This is a genomic window from Olleya sp. 1-3 (assembly GCF_002836085.1).
Taxonomy (GTDB): domain Bacteria; phylum Bacteroidota; class Bacteroidia; order Flavobacteriales; family Flavobacteriaceae; genus Olleya; species Olleya namhaensis.
This window is the reverse complement of sequence record NZ_PJBW01000002.1, coordinates 384,353-409,736: the sequence shown is the minus strand read 5'-3', so window position 1 is coordinate 409,736 and position 25,384 is coordinate 384,353. Positions and strand designations below refer to the sequence as shown.

The 25,384-nt window shown below is 31.9% G+C and carries 20 protein-coding genes; 15 read left to right on the top strand and 5 right to left on the bottom strand.

Annotation, left to right across the window (positions count from 1 at the left end; translation table 11 throughout):
- Window positions 1–96 precede the first annotated feature (96 nt).
- Together CXF54_RS03795 and CXF54_RS03790 are read left to right on the top strand one after the other, a co-directional pair.
- Complete coding sequence (locus tag CXF54_RS03795; RefSeq protein WP_101202506.1) at window positions 97–1,275, top strand: acetyl-CoA C-acyltransferase; 1,179 nt, start codon at window positions 97–99, stop codon at window positions 1,273–1,275.
- A 9-nt stretch (window positions 1,276–1,284) separates the two neighbouring features.
- On the top strand, window positions 1,285–2,034 hold the full coding sequence (locus CXF54_RS03790; protein ID WP_101202505.1) for a C40 family peptidase: 750 nt from the start codon (window positions 1,285–1,287) through the stop codon (window positions 2,032–2,034).
- 286 nt (window positions 2,035–2,320) lie between these two features.
- On the opposite strand, the gene CXF54_RS03785 is transcribed toward CXF54_RS03790, so the two are convergent.
- Together CXF54_RS03785 and gyrA are read right to left on the bottom strand one after the other, a co-directional pair.
- The gene (locus tag CXF54_RS03785; RefSeq protein ID WP_090842345.1) at window positions 2,321–3,553 is read right to left on the bottom strand and encodes a tetratricopeptide repeat protein; all 1,233 of its coding nucleotides are present in this window, start codon (window positions 3,551–3,553) and stop codon (window positions 2,321–2,323) included.
- A 28-nt stretch (window positions 3,554–3,581) separates the two neighbouring features.
- Window positions 3,582–6,134, bottom strand: a complete 2,553-nt coding sequence (gyrA, locus tag CXF54_RS03780; RefSeq protein ID WP_101202504.1) for a DNA gyrase subunit A — start codon at window positions 6,132–6,134, stop codon at window positions 3,582–3,584.
- 260 nt (window positions 6,135–6,394) lie between these two features.
- On the opposite strand from gyrA, the gene CXF54_RS03775 reads away from it, so the two are divergent.
- The 3 genes from CXF54_RS03775 to CXF54_RS03765 all read left to right on the top strand — a co-directional run bounded on the left by CXF54_RS03775 (window position 6,395) and on the right by CXF54_RS03765 (window position 9,993).
- Window positions 6,395–8,953, top strand: a complete 2,559-nt coding sequence (locus CXF54_RS03775) for an ATP-dependent Clp protease ATP-binding subunit (protein WP_090842383.1) — start codon at window positions 6,395–6,397, stop codon at window positions 8,951–8,953.
- Between the two features lie 70 nt (window positions 8,954–9,023).
- The gene (locus CXF54_RS03770; RefSeq protein WP_101202503.1) at window positions 9,024–9,413 is read left to right on the top strand and encodes a hypothetical protein; all 390 of its coding nucleotides are present in this window, start codon (window positions 9,024–9,026) and stop codon (window positions 9,411–9,413) included.
- 181 nt (window positions 9,414–9,594) lie between these two features.
- Window positions 9,595–9,993, top strand: coding sequence for a hypothetical protein (locus tag CXF54_RS03765; RefSeq protein WP_090842351.1), 399 nt, complete (start codon window positions 9,595–9,597; stop codon window positions 9,991–9,993).
- Here CXF54_RS03765 and hutH read toward each other — a convergent pair.
- Window positions 9,990–11,498, bottom strand: coding sequence for a histidine ammonia-lyase (hutH, locus tag CXF54_RS03760; protein ID WP_101202502.1), 1,509 nt, complete (start codon window positions 11,496–11,498; stop codon window positions 9,990–9,992). The two genes, CXF54_RS03765 and hutH, sit on opposite strands and share 4 nt — an antisense overlap.
- A 126-nt stretch (window positions 11,499–11,624) precedes the next feature.
- On the opposite strand from hutH, the gene CXF54_RS03755 reads away from it, so the two are divergent.
- A complete protein-coding gene (locus CXF54_RS03755) occupies window positions 11,625–12,677 on the top strand; it encodes a TlpA family protein disulfide reductase (protein WP_101202501.1) in 1,053 nt (350 codons plus the stop codon).
- 66 nt (window positions 12,678–12,743) lie between these two features.
- Here the strand turns inward: CXF54_RS03755 and CXF54_RS03750 are convergent, their stop codons facing one another.
- Entirely contained in the window at window positions 12,744–14,306 is a 1,563-nt protein-coding gene (locus CXF54_RS03750; RefSeq protein WP_101202500.1) for an NAD(P)H-hydrate dehydratase, read from the bottom strand.
- Window positions 14,307–14,532: 226 nt separating this feature from the next.
- Here CXF54_RS03750 and thrA point away from each other — a divergent pair, with 226 nt between their 5' ends.
- From thrA to CXF54_RS03730, 4 genes are all read left to right on the top strand, one after another.
- Window positions 14,533–16,974 carry a bifunctional aspartate kinase/homoserine dehydrogenase I gene (gene thrA / locus CXF54_RS03745; RefSeq protein WP_101202499.1) on the top strand — a complete coding sequence of 814 codons (2,442 nt, stop codon included), beginning with the start codon at window positions 14,533–14,535 and terminating at the stop codon, window positions 16,972–16,974.
- 68 nt (window positions 16,975–17,042) lie between these two features.
- Window positions 17,043–17,966, top strand: coding sequence for a homoserine kinase (locus CXF54_RS03740; RefSeq protein WP_101202498.1), 924 nt, complete (start codon window positions 17,043–17,045; stop codon window positions 17,964–17,966).
- A gap of 79 nt (window positions 17,967–18,045) precedes the next feature.
- The gene (gene thrC, locus CXF54_RS03735) at window positions 18,046–19,338 is read left to right on the top strand and encodes a threonine synthase (RefSeq protein WP_101202497.1); all 1,293 of its coding nucleotides are present in this window, start codon (window positions 18,046–18,048) and stop codon (window positions 19,336–19,338) included.
- Between the two features lie 25 nt (window positions 19,339–19,363).
- Entirely contained in the window at window positions 19,364–19,768 is a 405-nt protein-coding gene (locus CXF54_RS03730) for a VOC family protein (RefSeq protein ID WP_232782564.1), read from the top strand.
- Between the two features lie 371 nt (window positions 19,769–20,139).
- On the opposite strand, the gene CXF54_RS03725 is transcribed toward CXF54_RS03730, so the two are convergent.
- A complete protein-coding gene (locus CXF54_RS03725; RefSeq protein ID WP_101202496.1) occupies window positions 20,140–20,415 on the bottom strand; it encodes a winged helix-turn-helix transcriptional regulator in 276 nt (91 codons plus the stop codon).
- Between the two features lie 157 nt (window positions 20,416–20,572).
- Between CXF54_RS03725 and CXF54_RS03720 the strand changes: the two genes are divergently transcribed.
- From CXF54_RS03720 to CXF54_RS03700, 5 genes are all read left to right on the top strand, one after another.
- Entirely contained in the window at window positions 20,573–21,085 is a 513-nt protein-coding gene (locus CXF54_RS03720) for a VOC family protein (protein ID WP_101202495.1), read from the top strand.
- Between the two features lie 147 nt (window positions 21,086–21,232).
- Window positions 21,233–21,817 carry an RDD family protein gene (locus tag CXF54_RS03715; RefSeq protein ID WP_101202494.1) on the top strand — a complete coding sequence of 195 codons (585 nt, stop codon included), beginning with the start codon at window positions 21,233–21,235 and terminating at the stop codon, window positions 21,815–21,817.
- 55 nt (window positions 21,818–21,872) lie between these two features.
- Complete coding sequence (locus CXF54_RS03710; RefSeq protein ID WP_101202493.1) at window positions 21,873–22,550, top strand: YiiX/YebB-like N1pC/P60 family cysteine hydrolase; 678 nt, start codon at window positions 21,873–21,875, stop codon at window positions 22,548–22,550.
- A 165-nt stretch (window positions 22,551–22,715) separates the two neighbouring features.
- Window positions 22,716–24,116: a hypothetical protein gene (locus CXF54_RS03705; RefSeq protein ID WP_101202492.1), complete on the top strand. Its 1,401-nt coding sequence runs from the start codon at window positions 22,716–22,718 to the stop codon at window positions 24,114–24,116.
- 332 nt (window positions 24,117–24,448) lie between these two features.
- Window positions 24,449–25,159 carry an imm11 family protein gene (locus CXF54_RS03700; protein ID WP_101202491.1) on the top strand — a complete coding sequence of 237 codons (711 nt, stop codon included), beginning with the start codon at window positions 24,449–24,451 and terminating at the stop codon, window positions 25,157–25,159.
- Window positions 25,160–25,384 lie beyond the last annotated feature (225 nt).

Sequence of the window (25,384 nt, the reverse complement as noted above, 5' to 3'; positions counted from 1 at the left end):
CAATTTATAATACTACAATTAACCTATAATATTAAGATTACAGTAAAATTTTCTAAAAAAATTAGTAATTTCGTGCTTTACTAAATAATAGATATTATGAGCAAAGAAGTTGTTATTGTTTCTGCAGCTAGAACACCAATTGGTAGTTTTTTAGGTGCTTTAAGTACTGTTCCTGCTACAAAGTTAGGAGCTATTGCTATAAAAGGAGCTTTAGATAAAATAAATTTAAATCCAGAATTAGTACAAGAAGTATTAATGGGTAATGTTGTACAAGCTGGTAATGGTCAAGCACCTGCTAGACAAGCAGCTATATATGCCGGAATACCTAATACTGTACCATGTACAACTATAAATAAAGTATGTGCTTCAGGTATGAAAACAGTTATGCAAGCTGCACAAAGTATTGCTTTGGGTGATGCTGATATAATTGTTGCTGGTGGAATGGAAAACATGAGTATGATCCCGCATTACTTTCATGCTAGAACTGGAACTAAATTTGGTCCAGGGACACTAATTGATGGTATGCAAAAAGATGGATTAGTTGATGCTTACGACCAAAATGCAATGGGCGTTTGTGCTGATGCTTGTGCTACTGAGTATAACTTCTCTAGAGAAGACCAAGACGCTTACGCTATCCAAAGTTATAACAGATCTTCAGCTGCGTGGCAAGCAGGTAAATTTGATAATGAAATTGTTCCTGTTGAAGTACCACAAAGAAGAGGAGAACCTGTAATAGTTAGTAAAGATGAAGAATTTACTAATGTGAAAATGGAAAAAATACCTGCTTTACGTCCTGCTTTTTCAAAAGACGGTACAGTAACTGCTGCTAATGCTTCAACTATTAATGATGGTGCAGGCGCAATGGTATTAATGAGTGCTGATAAAGCTAAAGAATTAGGTTTAAAACCTCTTGCAACTATAAAAAGTTACGCTGATGCTGCGCACGAACCTAAATGGTTTACAACTGCTCCTTCTAAAGCGTTACCAAAAGCAATAGAAAAAGCTGGTATGTCAATTGACGATATTGACTTTTTTGAATTTAACGAAGCTTTTGCTGTTGTTGGATTAGCTAACATGAAAATTTTAGGATTAAACGATTCTAATGTAAATGTTAATGGTGGTGCTGTTTCTTTAGGTCATCCATTAGGATGTTCTGGTGTTAGAATACTAATTACCTTATTAAATGTGTTAGAACAAAATAATGCTAAAATAGGAGCTGCAGCCATTTGTAATGGTGGTGGTGGTGCCTCTGCTGTAATTATTGAACGTCACTAAAAAGACCTAATGCAATTCGGAATCTGTAATTTAAGTATTGTTCCTTTAAGACTTGAAACCTCTGATACAAGCGAGTTAGTCTCGCAGGTTATTTATGGAGAAACATTTAAAGTTTTAGAGCAGCGCAAGCAATGGAGTAAAATAAGATTAGCTTTTGATAAATACGAAGGCTGGATTGATAATAAGCAATATATTGAAATTACAGAAGAGCAATACCATCTAATAAACAGTCAACCTCTTAAATTGTCAACTGATTTAGTTGAATTTATTCAGGATAAAAATAACCAGTTAAATACTATTGTCTTAGGTTCTCAATTAAATGGTTTAGACCTAATGCAACATGCTTTTGAAGGTGATTTTTGTGATAAGAAAAATTTAAAAGAAGAAATAATTACGACTGCATTTCAGTACCTAAACACGCCATATCTATGGGGTGGTAAAACACCGTTTGGAATTGATTGTAGTGGTTTTACCCAAATGGTTTATAAACTTAATGGTTATAAATTATTACGTGATGCCTCTCAACAAGCAACACAAGGAGAAGCTTTAAGTTTTATAGAGGAAAGTGAGCCAGGTGATTTAGCATTTTTTGATAATAATGAAGGAAGCATTATACATGTTGGAATTATTATGCAAGATAATTATGTTATCCATGCTCATGGACAAGTAAGAATTGACAGATTAGATCATACAGGTATATATAATGCAGACAGGCGCATGCATACGCACAAATTGCGAGTCATTAAAAAGATTATATAATAGAGAATTAAGCCTTCAGAAATGAAGGCTTTTTTAGTACTACAACATAGTGTTTTAGATTGTACTACTCGCTTTAAATCTTTAAGTTTTGCATCCTCATAAAGTATGTTTATAATATTTAGCACACTTAAACTAACTTCTGTGACTTCTATAATTATTTACTAAGCAAATACTACTTTTCGATATTATAAGATAGACTATAAGTCTACCCAACCATACCTAAAATTGGACATAAAAAAAAGCCTTCATTATTGAAAGCTTTTTTTAGTAAAAATAGAATTTATTATTATCTATCGTACTTTTCTTTTAATACTTTAGCTTTAGCATCTTCACCAAGTGCACTATAGATATTTGCCAAAGTCAAACCTACTTCAACACTGTCTTCTTTAAGTTCTAAAACTTTTTCTAAGTAAGGTGCAGCTTCTTTATATAGATCTGTACGTTTTTGCTTTAATTCGTCATACTTTCTGTTATCAGCAGCTGACGTCCCTAAACCGTTCATTACTTTTACTATTTCTTGCTCTTCACTTAAAACTAAAGCAGCCAAATTAGTTAAAGTGTTAGTGTTGTTTGGCTTTAAACTAAGAGATTTAGTATAATACTCCTTTGCTTTAACTTTATCACCACCGTCATTAGCTAATACTGCTAAATTGTATAATAAATCAGGGTTATTAGGATCATTAGCAAGAGCTTCACTTATTAGTGCTTGATATTTGTCTTTATTACCTAATTTATAATGTAAATTAGCTTCATTTACCAATAAACTAGAATCTTCAGGATTTGCTTCTCTAGCTTGTTTCATAGCATCTAAAGCTTTATCATTTTCACCTTTTTCTGCATATATTAAAGCAATATTCTTGATTATTTCTGAAGACTTAGATTCAGTAGTTCTTTCTCCTGCGTTTGTATGAGTACCCATTTTAACAAACTTATCTCTAGTTTCCTTTGGTAAAACCTCTTCCTGTCCACTAGCACTGTTAATTGCAAAATATTCAGTAGAAACTCCTGTATAACCTAACTCATTAAGTTGTAAATAATATCCTAACGCTGTATCCATATCTTGCGCTTGTAATGCACTAGATGCCGCATAATACAAATAAGTTTGATCTGATTTCTTTACATTATAAAGACTCTCAAAAACACTAGCTGCTTTACTAAAATCTTTTGCAGTATAAAAATCGTTAGCTTTAGATATTAAATCATTTTCAATAACTTGCTTAAATTGAGAAACTTCAACTGTAGTACTAGATATTTTCTCTAAACTACTTACTGCACTTGTTATATCTTTTGAAGATCCAGAACCATTACTAAAAAAGGCTTTAGCAGATGCAAAATAATACTTATCTTTTAATTTACTATCCATAGCACCTTCCATAGATTGTAACTGTGTTACTAAACTTTTTGCTTCAGCATAGTTACTATTTTTTACTGCTTTTTCTAGAGCTTTGATTTCTTTTTTCTGCGCAATTGAGCTTACAGATACAAGTAATGCTATCCCAAGTATTAATTGTTTTTTCATTATTAGTTATTTTTAAATTTGTTGTTATTTATTCTTCTTCTGTAATATCAATAGTTGTGCCATCCTCTGCTTCAGTACTGTTTTCAACGCCTTCTAGAGTTTCATCAAGCTCCTCGTTTTCGTCTTTCATTACTTTTGCAACAGCTGCTATTGAGTCTTTACCTTTTAGGTTAATCAATTTAACTCCTTGAGTTGCTCTTCCCATAGTACGTAAACTTTCTACCGCCATTCTAATTGCAATACCCGATTTGTTAATTATCATTAAATCATCAGTATCTGTTACTGTTTTAATAGATACTAAACCACCTGTTTTTTCAGATATTGAAATGGTTTTAACTCCTTTTCCTCCTCTGTTTGTAATTCTATACACTGCTTCTCCATCTTCTGGGTCGTCAATATAAGTACGCTTACCATATCCATTTTCAGAAACCACAAGTACCGTTTCCTCTTGAGGGTTTTCTACGATCACCATCCCTATAGCTTCATCTTTTGGATGTGCTAAAGTAATACCTCTAACTCCAGAAGCATTTCTTCCCATTGGTCTAGTTTTAGCTTCTTCAAATCTAATAGCTTTACCAGATTTAAGTGCTATCATAACTTGACTATTACCAGTTGTTAATTTAGCTTCTAATAATTCGTCATCCTCCTTAATAGTAATAGCATTAATACCATTAGTTCTTGGTCTTGAATATTGCTCTAAAGAAGTCTTTTTAACTTGACCTTTTTTAGTTGCCATAATCACATAATGACTATTAATATAATCTTCATCTTTTAAATCTTGAGTACAAATAAACGCCATTACTTTGTCGTCTTGCTCAATATTTATAAGGTTTTGAATAGCTCTACCTTTAGACGTTTTACTTCCTTCTGGGATTTCGTAAACACGCATCCAGAAACATTTTCCTTTTTGAGTAAAGAATAACATATATTGGTGATTAGTACCAACAAATAAGTGTTCTAAGAAATCTTCATTTCTAGTAGTTGATGCTTTTTGACCAACACCTCCTCTATTTTGTGTCTTATACTCCGTTAAAGATGTACGTTTAATATAACCTGCATGAGAAATAGTAATAACTACTTGTGCATCCGGAATCATATCTTCGATACTTAAATCTCCACCAGCATATTCTATTACAGAACGACGCTCATCTCCATATTTTTCCTTAACAACTTGCAACTCGTCCTTTATAATAGTCATTCTTCTTTCCTTCTTAGCAAGAATGTCTTTAAGATCATCAATAGTTACCATGATATCATCATACTCGCTACGTAACTTGTCTTGTTCTAGACCAGTTAATTGGCGCAAACGCATCTCTACAATAGCTTTTGCTTGTATTTCAGAAAGTTTAAAACGTTCAATTAAATTAGCACGTGCTTCATCTGCATTATTGGAAGCTCTAATAATACTAATTACTTCGTCTATATTATCCGATGCAATTATAAGTCCTTCTAATATATGTGCTCTTTCTTCAGCTTTACGTAACTCATAAGTGGTACGTCTTACTACAACTTCATGTCTGTGCTCCACAAAATAATGAATCAATTCTTTTAGATTCAATAATTGAGGTCTTCCATTAACTAATGCAATATTATTAACACTAAAAGAAGATTGTAATGCTGTATACTTAAATAATTTATTAAGTACAATATTAGGTATAGCATCACGCTTTAAGATATAGACGATACGCATACCATTTCTATCAGATTCATCTCTAATAGTAGAAATACCTTCAAGCTTTTTATCATTAACTAAGTCAGCAGTCTTTTTAATCATGTCTGCCTTATTGACTTGGTATGGTATCTCTGTTACAATAACGCACTCACGACCTTGCACTTCTTCAATAATAGCTTTGGCACGCATAACAATACGCCCTCTACCTGTATGAAAAGCTTCTTTTACACCATCATAACCATAGATTGTTCCTCCTGTAGGAAAATCTGGAGCTTTAATATGTGTAATTAACTCATCTATTTCAATATCATTGTTTTCAATGTAAGCAATAGTACCATCTACTACTTCTGTTAAATTATGAGGAGGCATGTTTGTTGCCATACCTACAGCAATACCAGATGCTCCATTTACTAAAAGACCCGGTATACGTGTTGGTAAAACCGTTGGTTCTTCTAAAGTATCATCAAAGTTTAATTTATGGTCTACAGTTTCTTTATCAATATCTGCCAACATGTCTTCAGATATCTTACGCATACGTGCTTCTGTATAACGCATTGCAGCTGGACTATCTCCATCTACAGACCCAAAGTTACCTTGACCGTCTACTAACATATAACGTAAACTCCACTCTTGAGCCATACGTACCATTGCATCGTAAACTGATGTATCCCCGTGTGGGTGATACTTTCCTAAAACTTCCCCAACTATTCTTGCCGACTTTTTATGCGCTCCGGTTGCTCTAACACCCAGTTCATGCATACCATATAATACACGTCTGTGTACAGGTTTTAACCCGTCCCTAACGTCTGGTAATGCACGTGACACAATGACTGACATTGAATAATCAATGTAAGCCGATTTCATTTCATCTTCAATATTAATTGGAATGACCTTCTCTCCTTCTGCCATATATAAATTTAATTAGTTTTATTCATTATTTCAAAACACGCTAATATAAAACTTTCATTAGTAACCGTACGCCTTTTAAGTCTATTTTTTGATGTTTTTTATTAACAATTTGATTCCCTTTTTTAGTTAATAACTCAATTGTACTTTATTTTGAAATTATCTGTACTTTCAAGCTTTAAACAATTAACATATTATTTAAGGTATAGTTTTTGCCATTAGTAAATATGTTTACTATTTTTAAAGCTGAAAGGAACAAATATATGGATGATAATTTTTCACCAAGAGTAAAAGACGTCATTGCCTATAGTAAGGAAGAAGCATTACGCTTAGGACATGACTTTATAGGTACTGAACATTTAATGCTTGGTTTATTAAGAGACGGGAACGGAAAAGCAATTAATATTTTAAATGCGTTAGATATTGATTTAAATCATTTAAGGCGAAAGGTCGAAATATTAAGTCCTGCTAATCCTAATACCATTATTACTTCTAACGAAAAGAAAAATTTGCACTTAACGCGTCAAGCAGAACGTGCATTAAAAACCACTTTTCTAGAGGCTAAACTGTTTCAAAGTACATCAATAAACACAGCACACTTATTATTGTGTATACTTAGAAACGAAAACGACCCTACAACTAAGCTTTTAAATAAGCTTAAAGTAGATTATGATAACGTTAAAGAACAATTTAAGTCTATGATAACAAACGACGATAACTTCGAAGACATAACTGGAGCACCAAAAGCTGAGTCATTTCAAGATGACCCATCTTCTGAAGACTCTAGTTCTAAAGACATATTTAATACTCCTGGGGGAGCTAAAGGGAACAAAAAATCTAAGACACCTGTGTTAGATAATTTTGGACGTGATTTGACAGCTATGGCTGAAGAAGGTAAACTTGACCCAGTGGTAGGACGAGAAAAAGAAATTGAGCGCGTATCTCAAATTTTATCTCGTCGTAAAAAGAACAACCCATTACTAATTGGTGAGCCAGGTGTAGGTAAATCAGCAATTGCTGAAGGATTAGCCAACAGAATTGTAAGTAAAAAAGTATCTCGTATATTATTTAATAAGCGCGTAGTTACTTTAGATTTAGCTAGTTTAGTTGCTGGTACTAAATATAGAGGCCAATTTGAAGAGCGTATGAAAGCGGTAATGAATGAGCTTGAAAAGAATGATGACGTTATTCTTTTTATAGACGAAATTCATACCATTGTTGGTGCTGGTGGAGCTACAGGAAGTTTAGATGCTTCTAACATGTTTAAACCTGCATTAGCAAGAGGAGAAATCCAATGTATTGGAGCTACCACTCTTGATGAGTATAGACAATATATTGAGAAAGATGGTGCTTTAGAAAGACGTTTCCAGAAAGTAATTGTAGAACCAACTACTGTTGACGAAACTATTGAAATACTTAACAACATTAAAGGTAAGTATGAAGAACACCATAATGTATCCTATACTGACGAAGCTATTGCGGCTTGTGTAAAGTTAACCAACCGTTATATGACGGAACGTTTTCTTCCAGACAAAGCAATTGATGCTTTAGATGAAGCTGGCTCTAGAGTACACATTACCAACATAAGTGTACCAAAACAGATCATAGAATTAGAGAAAAAATTAGAGGACGTTAGAGAAACAAAAAATTCTGTTGTTAAAAAACAGAAATACGAAGAAGCAGCACGTTTACGTGATGATGAGAAACGTTTAGAGAAAGAATTAGCTGTTGCCCAAGAAAAATGGGAAGAAGACACCAAGTTACATAAAGAAATTGTTAGCGAAGATAATGTTGCAGATGTTGTAAGCATGATGACAGGAATACCTGTTAATCGTATTGCTCAAACCGAAAGCAACAAACTATCATTATTACCAGACCTTATTAAAGGAAAAGTAATTGGTCAAGATGAAGCAGTTGCAAAAGTTGTAAAAGCGATACAACGTAACCGTGCTGGACTTAAAGATCCAAACAAGCCAATCGGGTCATTTATCTTTTTAGGTCAAACAGGAGTCGGTAAAACACAGTTAGCCAAGGTCTTATCTAATCAATTGTTTGATAGCGAAGATGCTATGATAAGAATTGACATGAGTGAGTACATGGAAAAATTTGCTATCTCAAGACTAGTAGGTGCACCTCCAGGATACGTAGGATATGAAGAAGGTGGTCAATTAACAGAAAAAGTACGTCGTAAACCTTACGCAGTAATTCTTTTAGATGAAATTGAAAAAGCACATCCAGATGTCTTTAATATGTTACTTCAGGTATTAGATGATGGTTATTTAACGGATAGTTTAGGTCGTAAAATCGATTTTAGAAATACTATCATTATAATGACATCAAATATTGGAGCAAGAAAATTAAAAGATTTTGGAACAGGTATTGGTTTTGGAACAGCTTCTCAAAAATCTCAGGAAGACGCAAATGCAAAAAGTGTTATTGAAAATGCACTTAAAAAATCGTTTGCTCCAGAATTTTTAAACAGAATTGATGATGTAGTTGTCTTTAATGCTTTAGAAAAAGAAGATATTAATAAAATTATTGATATCGAATTAGATAGGCTGCTAAGACGTATTGACGGTTTAGGTTATAAATTAACTTTAACTGATGCTGCTAAAGATTATATCGCAGACAAAGGATTTGATAAACAATACGGTGCACGTCCTTTAAAGCGTGCTATTCAAAAGTATGTTGAAGATGCTTTAGCTGAAGAAATTATTAGCGCTAAACTGCAAGAAGGTGATAAAATAGTGATGGATTTAGATTCAAAAACTGACGAAATCACTATAGCAATAGAAAAAGCAGAAAAGCCTGCAGAATCTTAAGATTAAAAGTATATTTGCAAAATATTAAAAGCTTCACTAACTTTAGTGAAGCTTTTTTAATTGACTTAAAATGTACGCAAAAACAAAATTATCCTTCGGAACACTATTAGTTTCTAATAGTATCCTTATTTCGGAGATTAATGAAGGGATTACTCTAAATAAAGAGCTGTCTGATGCCATCATTCATTTTGCAAAAGTCACTTTTCAAAATAGACCATTTGTTTATCTTACTAATAGAGTCAATTCTTATGCTGTAGATCCTATTATATATAGAGACGTCTCTCAAATTAAAACTTTGCGTGGTTTTGCTGTAGTCTCTCAAACGCTATCAGCTAGAAATGCGGAAATAGAGCGCTTATTTCTTAATAAGCCTTTTGAAATATTTTCTGATTTAGATAAAGCCAAAGCTTGGGCCTTAAAAACATTAAAAGAAAACCAATCAGAATCTTTTATTGATTAAACCAATTAGTTTAAGTTATTCAAATCTATTCAATAACATTAAAACAATAATGAAAACTAGATTAAAATAAGTGTTTTGACGAATAAAATGACTTTTAAGCGATAAATAGCTTAAATCATTCTGTTGTATTCATTTTTTTAGTCTACAGTTAGTACCTTAAGTAGCCTAAGTAAATGCTATTATGAGTACAACAATAAAATTAAATTTCTGTTCCTTAGAAATTTTCAAAAAAAACAAAATAGTAATTGGTACAGTTAACGAAGGCGTACATCTGACTCCTGAATTAAGTGAGACCATTGTATTAACCGTTTTTAAACATTTAGGAGATTATCCAATGGTTTATATTACAAATCGCATAAACTCCTACTCTATTGATCCTACATTATATACCAATATTTCTAAAATCAAAAATATCATAGGATTTGGCGTGGTTTGTAATAAAACTAGGAAAACAGAAATTTCTGAAATAGAAAAACTGTTCTATAAAAACAAATTCAAACTATTTGAAACTATGGACAATGCCATGTTTTGGGCTATAAAAACACTTGAACATAACGCTATACGCGCGCAAATCTCTTAGAATAATTCATCTGAATCAATACCAATAGTCTGAATAAATGCAATAGATGCCTGAATATCATCATGCAAAATTTCGTCTTCTTTTATAAAAGGAACAACATCACGATAGCTAGATAAAAAGGCCTCTATAAAATCACTTGACTTTAAAGGCGCTCTAAAAGCTAATGCTTGAGACGCATTAAACAACTCGATAGCTAAAACACGTTCTACATTATTTATTAAAGTATAGGCTTGTGTTGCTGCATTAGCACCCATACTAACATGATCTTCTTGACCATTACTAGATACAATACTATCAATACTGGCAGGAGATGCCAACTGCTTATTAGCACTTACAATACTTGCTGCAGTGTACTGCGGAATCATAAAACCAGAATTTAAACCTGGATTATCCACTAAAAATGCAGGTAAACCTCTTAGTCCTGAGACTAATTGAAACACACGTCTTTCCGATATATTTCCAATTTCCGCCATCGCTATTTTTAAATAATCTAAAGCTAACGCTAATGGTTGACCATGAAAATTACCTCCTGAGATAATCTCATCATCTTTTGCAAAAATATTAGGATTGTCCGTTACTGAATTAATTTCGGTAGTAAACGTTTTTTCAACAAAAGCAAGCGTATCCTTAGTTGCACCATGTACCTGTGGGATACATCTAAAACTATAAGGATCTTGCACGTGCTGTTTTTCTTGAGTAATAATTTCACTTCCTTCTAAAAAGTCACGCACACGTTTGGCTGTTTTTAATTGACCATTATGTGGTCTTACCAAATGTATTAATTCATTAAAAGGCTCTATTCTACCATCAAAAGCATCAATAGACACACTTCCTATTAAATCTGCTAAATAAGATAATTTATACGCTTTTAACAGTAAAGACGTACCATAAGCACTCATAAACTGTGTTCCGTTAAGCAATGCTAATCCTTCTTTAGACTGCATTGTTATTGGTTCCCAATTAAATTGCTCTAACACTTCTTTTGCTTCTAAAGTTTCGCCTTTATAAAACACTTTTCCTTTACCAATTAATGGTAATGACATATGTGCTAAAGGTGACAAATCTCCAGAGGCACCTAAAGATCCTTGTGTGTAAACCAATGGTAAAACATCGTTATTATAAAAATCAATTAGACGTTGTACAGTTTTTAACTGTATTCCAGAATGTCCGTAGCTTAATGATTGTATTTTTAATAGCAACATTAATTTTACAATCTCATTAGGCACCAAATCTCCAGTACCACAAGCATGAGACATCATTAAATTCTCCTGAAGTTTCGTTAAATTTTCGGTACTAATCTTTACATTATATAAAGACCCAAATCCTGTATTAATTCCATAAATTGGTCTAGTTTCAGATTTTAGTTTTTCGTCTAAATAAGCTCTACACTCATTAATCTTAACAATAGATTGCTCTGATAATTCTAATTGTTTTTGTTCTAAAATTATCGATTGTATAGTCGCCAAATCTAATGGCGTTGAAGATATAATGTGCGTTGTTTTCATTTGCTTAATTTAACTAGTCAAAAGTCATCAATACTATAATAATATGCAAGTAATTGTTAATAATTAAAAAAAAACTTTATATCTATAAGAATTCTATATATTTTTGGTTTAAATAAAATTAAAACAATGAAAAAACTATTAGTTTGTATAGCAGCATTATCTATTGTTGCTTGCAAAAAGGAAGCCCCTAAAGATTATGCTACAATATCTGGTAAAATAGAAAATAAAAACAGTGACTCTTTATTTGTTTACCAAGGTAGAGACTTTAAAAGAACGATAAAAGTTAATGAAGACGGAACGTTTAGTGATACACTAAAAGTTAAATCTGGAGTTTACGGATTATATGATGGTAAAGAGCAAACTAATATCTTTTTAGCTAATGATATGGATATTAAAATGACTTTAGACACTAAAGCATTTGATGAAACGATTGCTTTTTCTGGAAAAGGTGCTGAAAAAACTAATTTTTTAGGTGAAAAACTAAAATTTGAAGAAGGTTTAATTGATATCGAAGCTTTAAAAAGTTTAGATGAAACTGGATTGAATTCTAAAATAGAGAGTTTAAAAAATGAAATGATTGCTTTTTATGATAAAAACGTAAGCATTGACTCTACACTTATTGCACAATCTAAAGAACAAGTTAGCCCAATGCTGGACGGTTTAAAAGGATATGTGTTAGGTGGTATTAAATTAAAACAAGAATTACCTGCAGGAACAGTGTCTCCTACTTTTGAAAATTACGAAAACTATAAAGGTGGAACAGTGTCTTTATCTGACTTAAAAGGTAAATATGTTTATGTAGATGTTTGGGCAACTTGGTGTGGACCTTGTATTGGCGAAATTCCTGCATTACAAACTTTAGAAAAAGATTACGAAGGTAAAAATATTGCTTTTGTAAGTATCTCTACAGATGACGGAAGAGGTTATAGAGCTGCAAGCAAAGAAGAATCTTTTAAATTATCTAAAGAAGCTTGGAGAAAAATGATTGCTGAAAAAGAAATGAGTGGTATTCAATTATTTGCTGATAAATCTTTCAGCTCTGATTTTGTTACAGGTTACAAAATTAACTCTATACCTAGATTTATCTTAATAGATCCAAATGGTAATATTGTTAATGCTGATGCTCCAAGACCATCATATCCAAAAATAAACGAGTACTTAAGTTCTTTCGGAATCTAAGCTAGTTTAAAACTTATATAAAAAAAGCGAACTTTTCAGTTCGCTTTTTTTGTACTTATATTTAATTTATCCTTGTGGTTCTTCACCTTCTTCTTCAGTTTCAACTTGTGGTGGCTCTGGTTGCTTAAACATATCTAAATATGCCAACGATATACCTTCAATAACATGACTAGCTATAAAGCTTTGGTAACCCAAATCCTCGATTAATAAATCGGCAGATTTTCCATGTAAATACACACCAAAAATTGCAGCAGACAAAGCGTCATAACCTTGTGCTACTAAACCAGCAATCATACCTGTTAAAACATCTCCAGTACCAGCTGTTGCTAACCCAGGGTTTCCTGTTGCGTTTACATACAACTTATCATCAAAAACAGTAATTGTATTGGCACCTTTAATAACAACAATACACTTATATTTTTTAGCAAATGCTTTCGTTTTTTTAAGCTTATCAAAATCATCTTTCCAAGTTCCAACAAGTCTTTCAAGCTCTTTTGGATGTGGCGTTAATATTGTGTTTTCTGGCAATAATTTTAATAATGCTTTCTTTTTAGATAGTATATTTAAACCGTCCGCGTCAACAACTAAAGCTGTTTTGTTTGCTTTTAAAAACGTTTCAAAAGCAGTAACTGTTTTAGCATCTGTACCAACACCAACTCCAAACGCAATAACGTTTGGTGTTATATCATAATTTATAGCCGTAATTTTTTCCTCATCGCTATCTGTAATAACCATTGCTTCAGGAAAACCAACTTGTAATGGAATATAACCACATTTTGGTGTGTACGCTGTAACCTTACCAGCTCCAATAGCTAATGCGCCTTGACTAGCTAATGTAACAGATCCTATTTTACCGTAACTCCCGCCTATAATTAAAGCATGTCCAAAATCTCCTTTATGGCTAAACTTAGTTCTAGGCTTATAAATTGGTAAGACTTCATTTTTTCCAATTAACTCAGCTACAGTTGGTGTCGTAAATAAATATTCTGGATCAATACCAATATCTAAAACTTCCCATTGTACCGTATATTTAGCCAATTCTGGTAAAAAGAAAACCAATTTTGGTGTTTGAAAACTTAAGGTGTATCCTGCGTTTACAACACTTTCTTCATCAGTTGGCGCTGCATCTGTAGATAAACCTGAAGGCACATCTATGGCTAAAACAAAAGCTTTAGTAGCTCTAAAGTGATTAAATAATGACTTTACCCAAGGATCCACAGGACGATTAATACCAATACCCAAAATAGCATCTACAATAATATCTTTCTCTTCTATTGCAGGCATCTCACAATCATCAGCTAATACTACAGGCCAATCTTTAGTTGTGCTTTTAATACGATCATAATTAAGTAAAAAATCTTTAGATCGTGTTGTACTATAATTAACAATGTAAGTCTTTACATTATATCCGTGTGTTATTAAATGTCTAGCAACTACTAAACCATCTCCTCCATTGTTTCCAATCCCACAAAACACGTGTATTGGGACTTGTGCGCCTTGCATACGCATATGCAACCAATTAAAAATTTGTATACCTGCACGCTCCATCAAATCGGTAGATGTAATACCTTGTTTTTTAGCTGTTAAAGCATCGCCTTCATAAATTTGTTCTTTCGAAAATATTTTCATTTTAATAATATATTGGCTATTAATTATCAATCTCGCAAAAATTGATGTTTAGTTTTTTTGATAAAAGTAAAAGTAATACATTTGATAGGTATAGATGCATAAAATGAAAAAAAGACATACTATTTTTACGTTAATTATGACCATTACCCTTTTGGGTTAATGACTATATATTCCTTCCGTTTGGGTAGTTTTTCAACTACAATTTTTATCACAAAATAATTTAAAAATGAAAGTATTAAAATTTGGTGGAACCTCTGTTGGTTCAGCACAAAACATAAAAAAAGTTATCGCCATTCTTCAAAAAGAATCGCAATCTAGTACTGTCGTTTGTGTAGTATCCGCTGTTGGTGGTATTACTGATAAATTGCTGCAAGCTGGAACATTAGCTAAGCAAAAAGACAAAAGCTACCTTACTATTTTTGAAAAAATAAAAACCACGCACTATAAAGTTATTGAAGGCTTAAGTTCAAAACCTAAAGCAATCACGTCTGAAGTAGATGTAAAGTTTGAAGACTTAAAACAACTACTAAATGGTATCTATTTGATTAACGAGTTGTCTCCAAAAACATCTGATAAGCTAGTTAGTTTTGGAGAGCTACTTTCGTCTTTTATAATTGCAAAAACAATGGAAGAAATGGGCTTAAATGCTGTCTTAAAAAACAGTCAAGAGCTTATTGTTACTAACTCTAATTTTACAAAAGCAGAAGTTAATTACGACATAACTAACAAGAATATTACAGATTACTTTAATAACGCCAATCAGCAAATTACAATACTTCCTGGGTTTGTATCAAAATCGCAAGCTGGAGAAGTAACAACTCTAGGTCGTGGTGGATCAGATTTTACAGCAGCTATTATTGCAGCTGCTTTAAAAGTAGACCAATTAGAAATTTGGACAGACGTTAGCGGGATGTATACTACTAATCCAAAATTAGTAAAGCAGGCCTACCCGATTACTAATTTGTCGTATCAAGAAGCTATGGAACTGTCGCATTTTGGTGCGAAGGTTTTATACCCTCCAACAGTACAACCGGTTTTAAATTTAGCTATCCCGATACACATTAAAAACACATTACATCCGGAAGCTAACGGAACAGTGATCTCTAATCAAGACAATAAAAGTAACCTGACCGTTAAAGGGATTAGTCATATAGATAATGTCGCCCTTTTAACATTAGAAGGTAGTGGTATGGTTGGTATCCCAGGATTTTCTAAGCGTCTGTTTGAAACCTTAGCCAACGAAAAAATAAACATCATTTTTATAACACAAGCGTCTTCAGAGCATTCTATTTGTTTTGGAATAGATGTTAGTAATGCCCAACAGGCAGAACAAGCCATAAACACTGCATTTGAATACGAAATATCGTTACATAAAATAAATCCTATTATCGTTGAAAAAGGACTTTCTATTATTGCATTAATTGGTGATAACATGAAAAGCCACCAAGGTATTAGCGGAAAGCTTTTTAGTACCTTAGGAAAAAACAATATTAATGTCAGAGCTATTGCGCAAGGTGCGTCAGAAAAAAACATCTCAGCTGTAATTAATGAGCATGATGTTAGCAAGGCATTAAACAGTTTACACGAGCGTTTCTTTGAGATTAACACTAAACAATTAAACGTATTTATTACCGGAATTGGAAACGTTGGAGAAAAGCTAATAGACCAAATACAGCAACAACATAGTTTTTTAAAGAAAAACTTAAAATTAGATGTCAGAATTGTTGGAATGTCAAATTCTAAAAAAATGATTTTTGATCCAAAAGGTATCGATTTAAACAATTGGACAGACCAGTTTCATCATGCAGAACCATCAAGTATTACTGCCTTTTTAGACAAAGTAAATAGCCTAAATCTTAGAAATAGCATATTTGTAGATGTAACCGCTAATAAGGATGTCGCAGCAATATATGACAGCTATCTTAAACAAAGTGTCGCAGTAGTTGCTTGTAATAAAATAGCCTGTTCTGATAAGTATGTTAACTATAAAAACTTACAAGATTTATCATTAAAATACAACGCACCATTTTTATACGAAACAAATGTTGGTGCCGGATTACCAATAATTAATACACTTAATAATTTAGTTGCATCAGGAGACAAAGTAATTAGTATACAGGCAGTTCTATCTGGTAGCTTAAACTTTGTGTTTAACAATTTTAGTGATAAAAAGAATTTTCATGATACAGTAAAACAAGCCCAATTTGAAGGGTATACTGAGCCTGATCCGCGTATTGATTTAAGCGGAATTGATGTCGCAAGAAAGATATTAATTTTAGCCCGTGAAAACGGAATTCCGATGGAAATCGAAGACATTGTAAACGATTCATTTTTAACCGAAGCTAATTTAAATAGCACTTCTGTTGACGATTTTTACGATACTTTAATTAATGACGAAGCACATTTTCAAAAACTATACGCTTCTGCACAAGCTAATAATTGTCAACTAAAATATGTTGCCGAATATAAAAATGGAAAAGCTAAAGTAGGATTACAAGAAGTACCAGAAGGACATCCTTTTTATAATCTTGAAGGAAAAGACAACATTGTTATGTTTTACACACAACGCTATCCAGAACAGCCTTTAATAGTCAAAGGTGCTGGTGCTGGAGCAGATGTTACAGCATCCGGATTATTTGCAGATATTATCAGAATAGGTAATAAATAAGCCATAGTAAAGGCAGTAATTAGTAAAAAGAGTAACGCTTTCGCGGAAATTATAAAAAGGAGTTTTAAATGAACGAAATCAAAATATTCTCACCAGCCACAGTCGCTAACGTTTCTTGCGGTTTTGACGTCTTAGGCTTTTGCTTAGATACTATTGGTGACGAAATGGTGATTAGAAAAACCACTGAAAAAGGAATCAAAATCACTAAAATAGTTGGTGCTGACCTTCCTTTTGAAGCGCATAAAAATGTAGCTAGTGTTTCGGCTTTAGCCTTATATAATCACGCTAATCCTGATTGCGGTTTCGAAATAGAAATCTATAAGAACATTAAGCCAGGAAGCGGTATTGGAAGCAGCTCTGCAAGTGCTGCCGGAAGTGTGTTTGCCATAAACGAGCTATTAGGCAGACCGTATAATAAAACACAATTAACCAATTTTGCTATGAAAGGCGAAGCGGTTGCAAGTGGTTGTGAACATGCTGATAATATTGCTCCTGCCCTATTTGGCGGTTTTACATTAGTAAAAAGCACAACACCTTTACAAGTATTACAATTACCAACTCCAGAAGATTTATTTGTGACTATTATACATCCACAAATTGAAGTTAAAACCTCTGAAGCGCGTGCTATTTTACCAAAACATATTCCGTTGCAAAACGCCATAACACAATGGTCAAACGTTGGTAGCTTGGTACATGCTTTACATACTAACGATTATAAATTGCTAAGCCAAGCCTTAGTTGATGTAGTTGTAGAGCCTTATAGAAGTCAATTAATACCACATTTTGATTCGGTTAAAACCGAAGTTATAAAAGCAGGCGCTTTGGGTGCCGGAATTTCTGGTTCTGGACCGTCTATTTTCGCTTTATCAAAAAGCAAAAAAACTGCGGAAGATGTAGCTAAAGCGATGACTACTATTTATGCTAAAACAGCTATTAATTTTAATACTTATGTCTCTAAAATTAATACTCAAGGGATGAAAATATTAAGTTAATCGGCATTACCAGTAAACAAAAAAATTAAAATAGAGTGCCACGTCCTGCGTCCGCGTAAAGACAAACAAAAACAAAAAAATGAACTACTACTCATTAAACCATAAAGCACCAAATACAACATTTAAAGATGCTGTTGTAAAAGGGTTAGCGCCAGACAAAGGATTGTATTTTCCAGAAAGTATAACGCCTTTACCGGCTTCATTTTTTGAAAATATTGACACTTTAAGCTATACAGATATTGCGTTTGAGGCCTTACAACAATTTGTGAGCCCTGATATTCCAAAAGACGTTTTAAAAACAATTATTGCCGAAACCCTATCGTTTGAGTTTCCTGTGGTAAAGCTTAATGATAACATCTCAACATTAGAGCTATTTCACGGTCCGACTATGGCTTTTAAAGATGTTGGCGCCCGTTTTATGGCGCGTTGTTTAGGCTACTTTAATAAAGACAACACTAATCAAGTAACGGTATTAGTTGCCACTTCTGGAGACACAGGAGGTGCTGTTGCCAATGGGTTTTTGGGTGTAAAAGGTGTAAATGTTGTAATTTTATATCCTTCAGGAAAAGTAAGCGATATTCAAGAAAAACAACTAACAACGTTAGGACAAAACATTAAAGCATTAGAGGTGGACGGTGTCTTTGACGATTGTCAAGACATGGTTAAGCGTGCCTTTTTGGATGATACGTTAACCAGTAAAATGCAATTAACATCTGCAAACTCTATTAATGTAGCACGTTGGTTACCACAACTACTCTACTTTATGTTTGCTTATAAACAACTACACAAAACACAAAAAGAGATTGTATTTTCTGTACCTAGCGGAAACTTTGGAAATGTATGCGCCGGAATGATGGCACAGCAGTTAGGCTTACCAATTAAACATTTTATTGCGTCAAATAATCAAAATAACGTGGTTACTAATTACTTAAAAACGGAACTGTACACACCAAAACGATCAGTTCAAACCATTAGTAACGCGATGGATGTTGGTAATCCAAGTAATTTTATACGTATCCAAGAAATTTACAAAAATAACTTTAGCGCGTTAAAAGAAAACTTATCTTCTTTTAGCTTTACTGATGAAGAAACAAAAGTGGCTTTAAAAGAGATTTACGATACCTATAACTACGTTGCAGATCCACATGGCGCTGTTGGCTATTTAGGATGCAAATCTTACTTAAAAGCGCATTCTAAGGCACATTGTGTGTTTTTAGAAACTGCGCATCCAACTAAGTTTTTAGATGTTGTTGAAGACGTAATTAAAGAAAAGCAAGCCTTACCACCACAAATTGAAGCGGTTATGGATAAAACCAAAGTCGCTACTAAAATTAGTGATTACGATGGTTTAAAAGCCTTTTTATTACAATAATTCAAAGCCTTTTGATTAGTTTTAAATGCTAAATATAAAAGAGACTAACATGACATTTGTATTGGATCATATTGCACTTTCTGTAAAGGACGTCGACCTATCGGTTACTTTTTATCAATCCGTTTTTAGGATAGAGGAAGTTAAAAACACTGCGTCCAGTTCTAAAACCAGATGGTTGGCACTTACAGATCATAAACAAATCCATTTAATACCTAGACCAGAATTAGAGGTTAAAACCAATAAAGCCGTTCATTTTGCTTTGGCAACGCCTAATTTTGACGCTTTTGTAAAGCACCTTAAAAGTTTAGAAGTATATTACTCTGATTGGCGTGATACGCCTAAAAAAGATTATGTAAGGGATGATGGTATCCAACAAATTTACTTTCAAGATCCAGATGGTTATTGGATTGAAGTAAACAACGCGGTTTGATTATTTAAAATTTTATTAACAACCCTTTAAACATATTTTGGACTCAAGATTACTATACAGTATTACCCATGCTCTAACTAATAAAATAGATTGGACTAAAAGCAATCAAGAAGAATGGATCCATTTTGGGACAGCTATTGAAATTGATTATCAAAAAATTAAAAACGTGATTGTCAAACAATTCAAAAAAGATGACGTTTATATTGTTTATTCCAGATCAGAATCAGGCCATTTAAAATACCACAAAGCATTATTTAATAATTTAATAGGCCAGCAAAACTTTTTTCTTTGGAATAATAAATTAACAAAAGTAATAGCGTTTAACTCTGTTGGTATTCTAAGATGTGGTCAAATAAATTACAACACCTCCACTACTTCTGACTGTCATCCAAACCCCATTGATCTAAACTTCTTAAAATAGCCTCCAAAGACTTACCTCTTGCAGTTAATTTATATTCCACTTTTGGAGGAACAACAGGATATACTTTTCTAGAAATAAGTCCATCTTTTTCTAAATCCCTAACCGTTTGGGTAAACATTTTATTTGAAATTCCTTGAATTTGCTTTTGTAAGATTCCAGAACGCAAACCACCTTCCAATAAATGAAATAAAATTAAAGGTTTCCATTTTGTGCCTATCAAATTCATTGTATAATTCAGAGGACAGTTAATTTCTTTATTCAATATTAAATATTTAAAGTGCTGATTTCTATTATTTTACTCGTTTAGGTAACTATACTACTTTTTGGTAAGTTATTGCCTATAAAGCAAATATAGATTAATTTTGTAATCTAAAATAAATGTTATGACAACAAATCAAAATTATCCAAAATCATTTTCTCATATAGGACTTACGGTTCCCAACATAAAAGAAGCTGTAAAATTTTATTCTGAAGTTATGGGTTGGTACATTATAATGGAACCATCTACTGTCAAAAAAGAAACAGAAACGGCGATTGGTCAAATGTGTATTGATGTTTTTGGTAACGATTGGACCGAATTTGAAATTGCACATTTAGCAACGTCTGACGGTATTGGAATAGAGTTATTTTCTTTTCCGAATGGTATAAAAGAAGCACCCGATTTTAATCCGTTTAATACTGGATTATTTCATTTTTGCATCCAAGACCCAAATATTGAAGACCTTATTGAGAAAATTTTGGCTTACGGCGGAAAACAAAGAATGCCAATTAGAGAATACTATCCAAAAGACAAGCCTTTTAAAATGTGCTACGTGGAAGATCCTTTTGGAATTGTATTTGAAATTTACACGCATAGCTATGAGCTTACCTACTCATCTGGCGCTTATTCAAAATAATAAAATATTACTATAAACACTTGATTACAAGTCTAAAAAAGTCACCAATTTGGTGGCTTTTTTTGGTTAGAAAAATTAAAATTTGAACAGTTAAAATAAAACCACTAAATTAACCACTTAAGAAACTAAACTGTCTGTCTTATATAAATGAAAATCACGAACAAAAAATATAAAAATCTTAATTTAGCAAATGAGGATGATCGTGGTGAAAACCTAATAATGGATTTTATTATATCTTCTTTTATGGGTGTTTTAATAGCTTTTTACACTTATAAAAACCTCCTATTAGCTATTTTAATTTATACACTTGTCAGATTTATTTACTATTTTTCTTTTGAATATATTTCGGGCAGAACACTTGGTAAGTACCAAACACAAACTCAAGTTGTAAACCATGTTGGAGAAAAACCAACAGTGATACAGTTAATTAAAAGAAATATAAGCCGATTTATTAGTATACTTTCTGGATTAAGTGATGACGAAAAAGCTTTACACGATAATGTATCCAATACTTTTGTAATTAAAAACGAAGCTTTAAAAAAAATAGAATTCAAACTCCCTTTGATTTTACTCTTTAATCTGATATTTTTTGGGTTTTGGAGCTATTATTTTTGGACTAAACCTAAATTAGAAACCTTAGATAAACTTTTACTAATTATTTATAGCTTCGGTTTTATCTATAGTTTGATAATAGGATTAAAAATGATAAGAAAATCCACTAATAACAGGTAAACTAATTACTATTTTCAGACCTATTCTATTCAACCTAAAACTAACCACAAAAAACATGACTCTAACGCTAAAACAAACGTGTCTCCTTTTTATAGCATCTCTTGTTTTAATAAGCTGTAATAGTAATAAAAACACTACTGCCTTTAAATTAAAACAAGGCGATTTACTGTTTCAAAATACGGGCACAAGTGATGTAGCTAACGCAATCAAAGATGTAACAGCAACATCACTATCTAAAAACTACTCTCATGTTGGCATCGCCATGCAAAAAGACGACCAATGGTTTGTTGTGGAAGCCTATCCAAAAATCGGGGTTTCTCAAACCTCTTTAAAAACGTTTCTAGACCGAAATAAAAACAAATTAAACAAATCGCAAACTACAGTCGCCAGATTAGATAGTATTTACCAACGCTTTATTGCAAAAGCTTTGGACTACGGAATGGAGAGACTAAACACACCTTATGACGATGTCTTTTTATGGGACGATACATCATATTATTGCTCAGAATTAGTTTATAAAATGTTCTCCACTCAAAATTTAGCAAAAGCAGCTATTCCTTTTTTGACACACCCAATGACCTTTAACGATAGTACAGGACACCCAATGCCAAGTTGGATAACCTATTACAAAACACGTAATCAACCCATTCCTGAAGGGATTGAAGGCACAAATCCTAACTTAATGGCTAGCAGCCCACACATTACTTTTGTGCATGATTATGAGCAGGAATAAATACTGAATTTACCACACAAAGAAGCTTAAATCTCTGTAAATTTAGATGTAATCTAAACTTGATTTTAAAAAATAAAACCATTACCTTCGGATTTAAAATAACTACTGATATAAATCATTAAAAACGATGTCATATCAGTTTTAAGTTAGCTTTTATTAAGAAAAATGAAAAACACTACTCAAAATATTATTAATTGGTTTAACAGTGAAACTACTGAAAATCAGTTAAACCTCTTACGTGAAAATAGTCCAAAATATGAACAATATGAAACAACCGTTTTAGAAGCATTAGATGAATTAGATTTTGTGAAACAATTGATAGTCTCATCAGTTGAGAAAGATGTTTTCGAAAAAATTACATACAATAAAAGAAACCAAATATTTGCAAATTTGAACAATATTACTAATTATTTAAATCAATTATCTCGTTGGAATTATGATTCAAATAATAATCAAGCAAAGTCACAAGTAAATGCCATAATTACAACGATTCTAGGACTAAGAGACATTGTCGATTCGTCATTCCTTTCTCAAAAATTAAAAGGTTATTATAATTATGCGGAACAAACTAAAGAATTAAATAAAATTAAAAGAAGGTACAATAACTTAGTTAAAGACATTAGCAATGCTGAAGTATTAAATCGCAAAACAATTGGAGTATCTAAAACTATAAATGAAAAGGCAGATGTGTTAATTAATAAGATTACTGAGTTAGAAAAAACTTCAGCATCAACTTTAAATCTAAAAAACCAAATTGAAAATCTTTACAACCAAATAAATTCAAACCTTCAAGAGATAGAGACTAAAAAACTTACAATTAATTCATTACATCAAAATTCAGAAAATATAGAATCAACTTTTGAGACAATTGAAACGAAACTAAAAGAAACACTAGAGAATTCTGAAACTAGAGCTGAAGATTTTTTACTTCAAAAAGAAACTGAATTTAATACAAAAACAGATGGGTTTGATTTAAAAACTTCAAATATAATTACAAAAAACACTGAATTACAAAAGAAAGTAAATTCACTTCTTGAAGGAGCAAATGCAGGACGGTTATATAAGTCTTTTCATTGGCGAAAAAGACAATTGGAAAAGGGATTATGGTTTTGGTTATCAGGTATTGCAATCATAAATATTAGTTTAGTTATACTGACTTTGTTAATTCTAAACGGAAATGATATTATCGGTATTGACAAATTAGATTCAACAAATTTGAACGGAATGTTCTATATGAAATTATTAATATCAATACCATTGATAGTTTTAGATTTTTTCTTTATCAAGCAATACAATTCGAGAAGGGATTTAATTGAAAAATACAGTTTCAAATCAGTTCTATCATTATCAATTTTAGCATATAATGAAATGCTAAAAGAAAATAAAGATGATGACGTATCACAGCAGTTTATAATTGAAACAGTTGAAAGGATATACGAATCGCCTTTTGAAACGAAAAAATTAACAAAAAAAGAATTAGACATAGTAAATAGTTTAGCGAAAAAAGGACTAGACCATTTAGATAAAGTCACTAATGGAGCTATTAAATCAGCAATTGGAGAATAAACAAAGGCTAATAATGTATAAAAAACATAGGGTATTTGCGCTAAACCAAAAGGTCTGTGAATATTTACAAAGTCCGCTAAATATAAAATTTGACGGTTAAATGAAAAAAGGTAACATAAAAATTGCCAATTTGGCTAAGTGCTAACTTGTAAATACTGTACATCTTGGTAGTCATACAAATTATGACAATAGAATTCTTAGTTTCTTAAATCAATTACCTGCAAATGCAACTCCTAATCAAACATTTGAGTATGTTTCGACATTAATAAATAATATTAGAACAGCTATAGCTAATAATCCAACAACTCATATTGATAATTTAATTTTTTAAAATGAAATTTTATAGTATAAACTCTTCTTCAAATAAAAAAATATTAGGTAATTATCCTCAAATAAAAGGAGAAAAACATAATTGCCATGTTTGGGATGATGAAAAATTTATAGATAGACTAGAATTTAAAGAAGTAAACTTTGAGCCTATTACATCTAATGCTATTCTATATGCCAGTTCAAATCTTACTGATTTAATTAATATTTCTAGCATTGGATTTGGTCGCAAATTATTAGTTAGCAACAAATTAAAGTCTATCATAGATTCTAAAAATAAAGATGATGTTAAATTTTTTAAATCAAATTTGATACAAAATGGAAAAGAAATAACAAATTATTGGATAACCAATCCTTCAAGGTCAAGATTAAATTTTATTAATTTTAAAAAATCAAAAGTTTTTCTAACTAAAAATTACTCAACAATAATAAAACAATTAAATATTACTAATTTAGAAGACTTTTTAAAAGAAAAAGCTAAAATTAAATACCCTTTTACTATAATCATAAAGAATGTAAATATTAAAAAAGATGTTAATAGTGATTTTTTTGTTTTAACTGATATTAGCGGTGGAATTAAATATATAGTATCTAAAAAACTCAAAAATGAAATACAGTATGAAGATTGTACTGGAATTGAATTTCAGCCAATAGAATTAGAATTAAACGAATGGTTGAATTGTCAAAAAAGAATTGAAAAATATGGAAAATATTAATATATAATATTACCTACAACCACGTATATAAAAAATAGCAGTTAAGGAGAGCTAAACTTAAAGTTTTTTTCTTTTCTGCTATTTCTATTTTTAAACCGAAAAGTAGAACATGAAAATCTGCTACATTTCATACACCAACCGCTATTTTAAACCCGAAAACAAAAAAAAGCTACCAAACGGTAGCTTTTTTTATTAATCAAATATCTTAAAAACAAGAAATTCTTA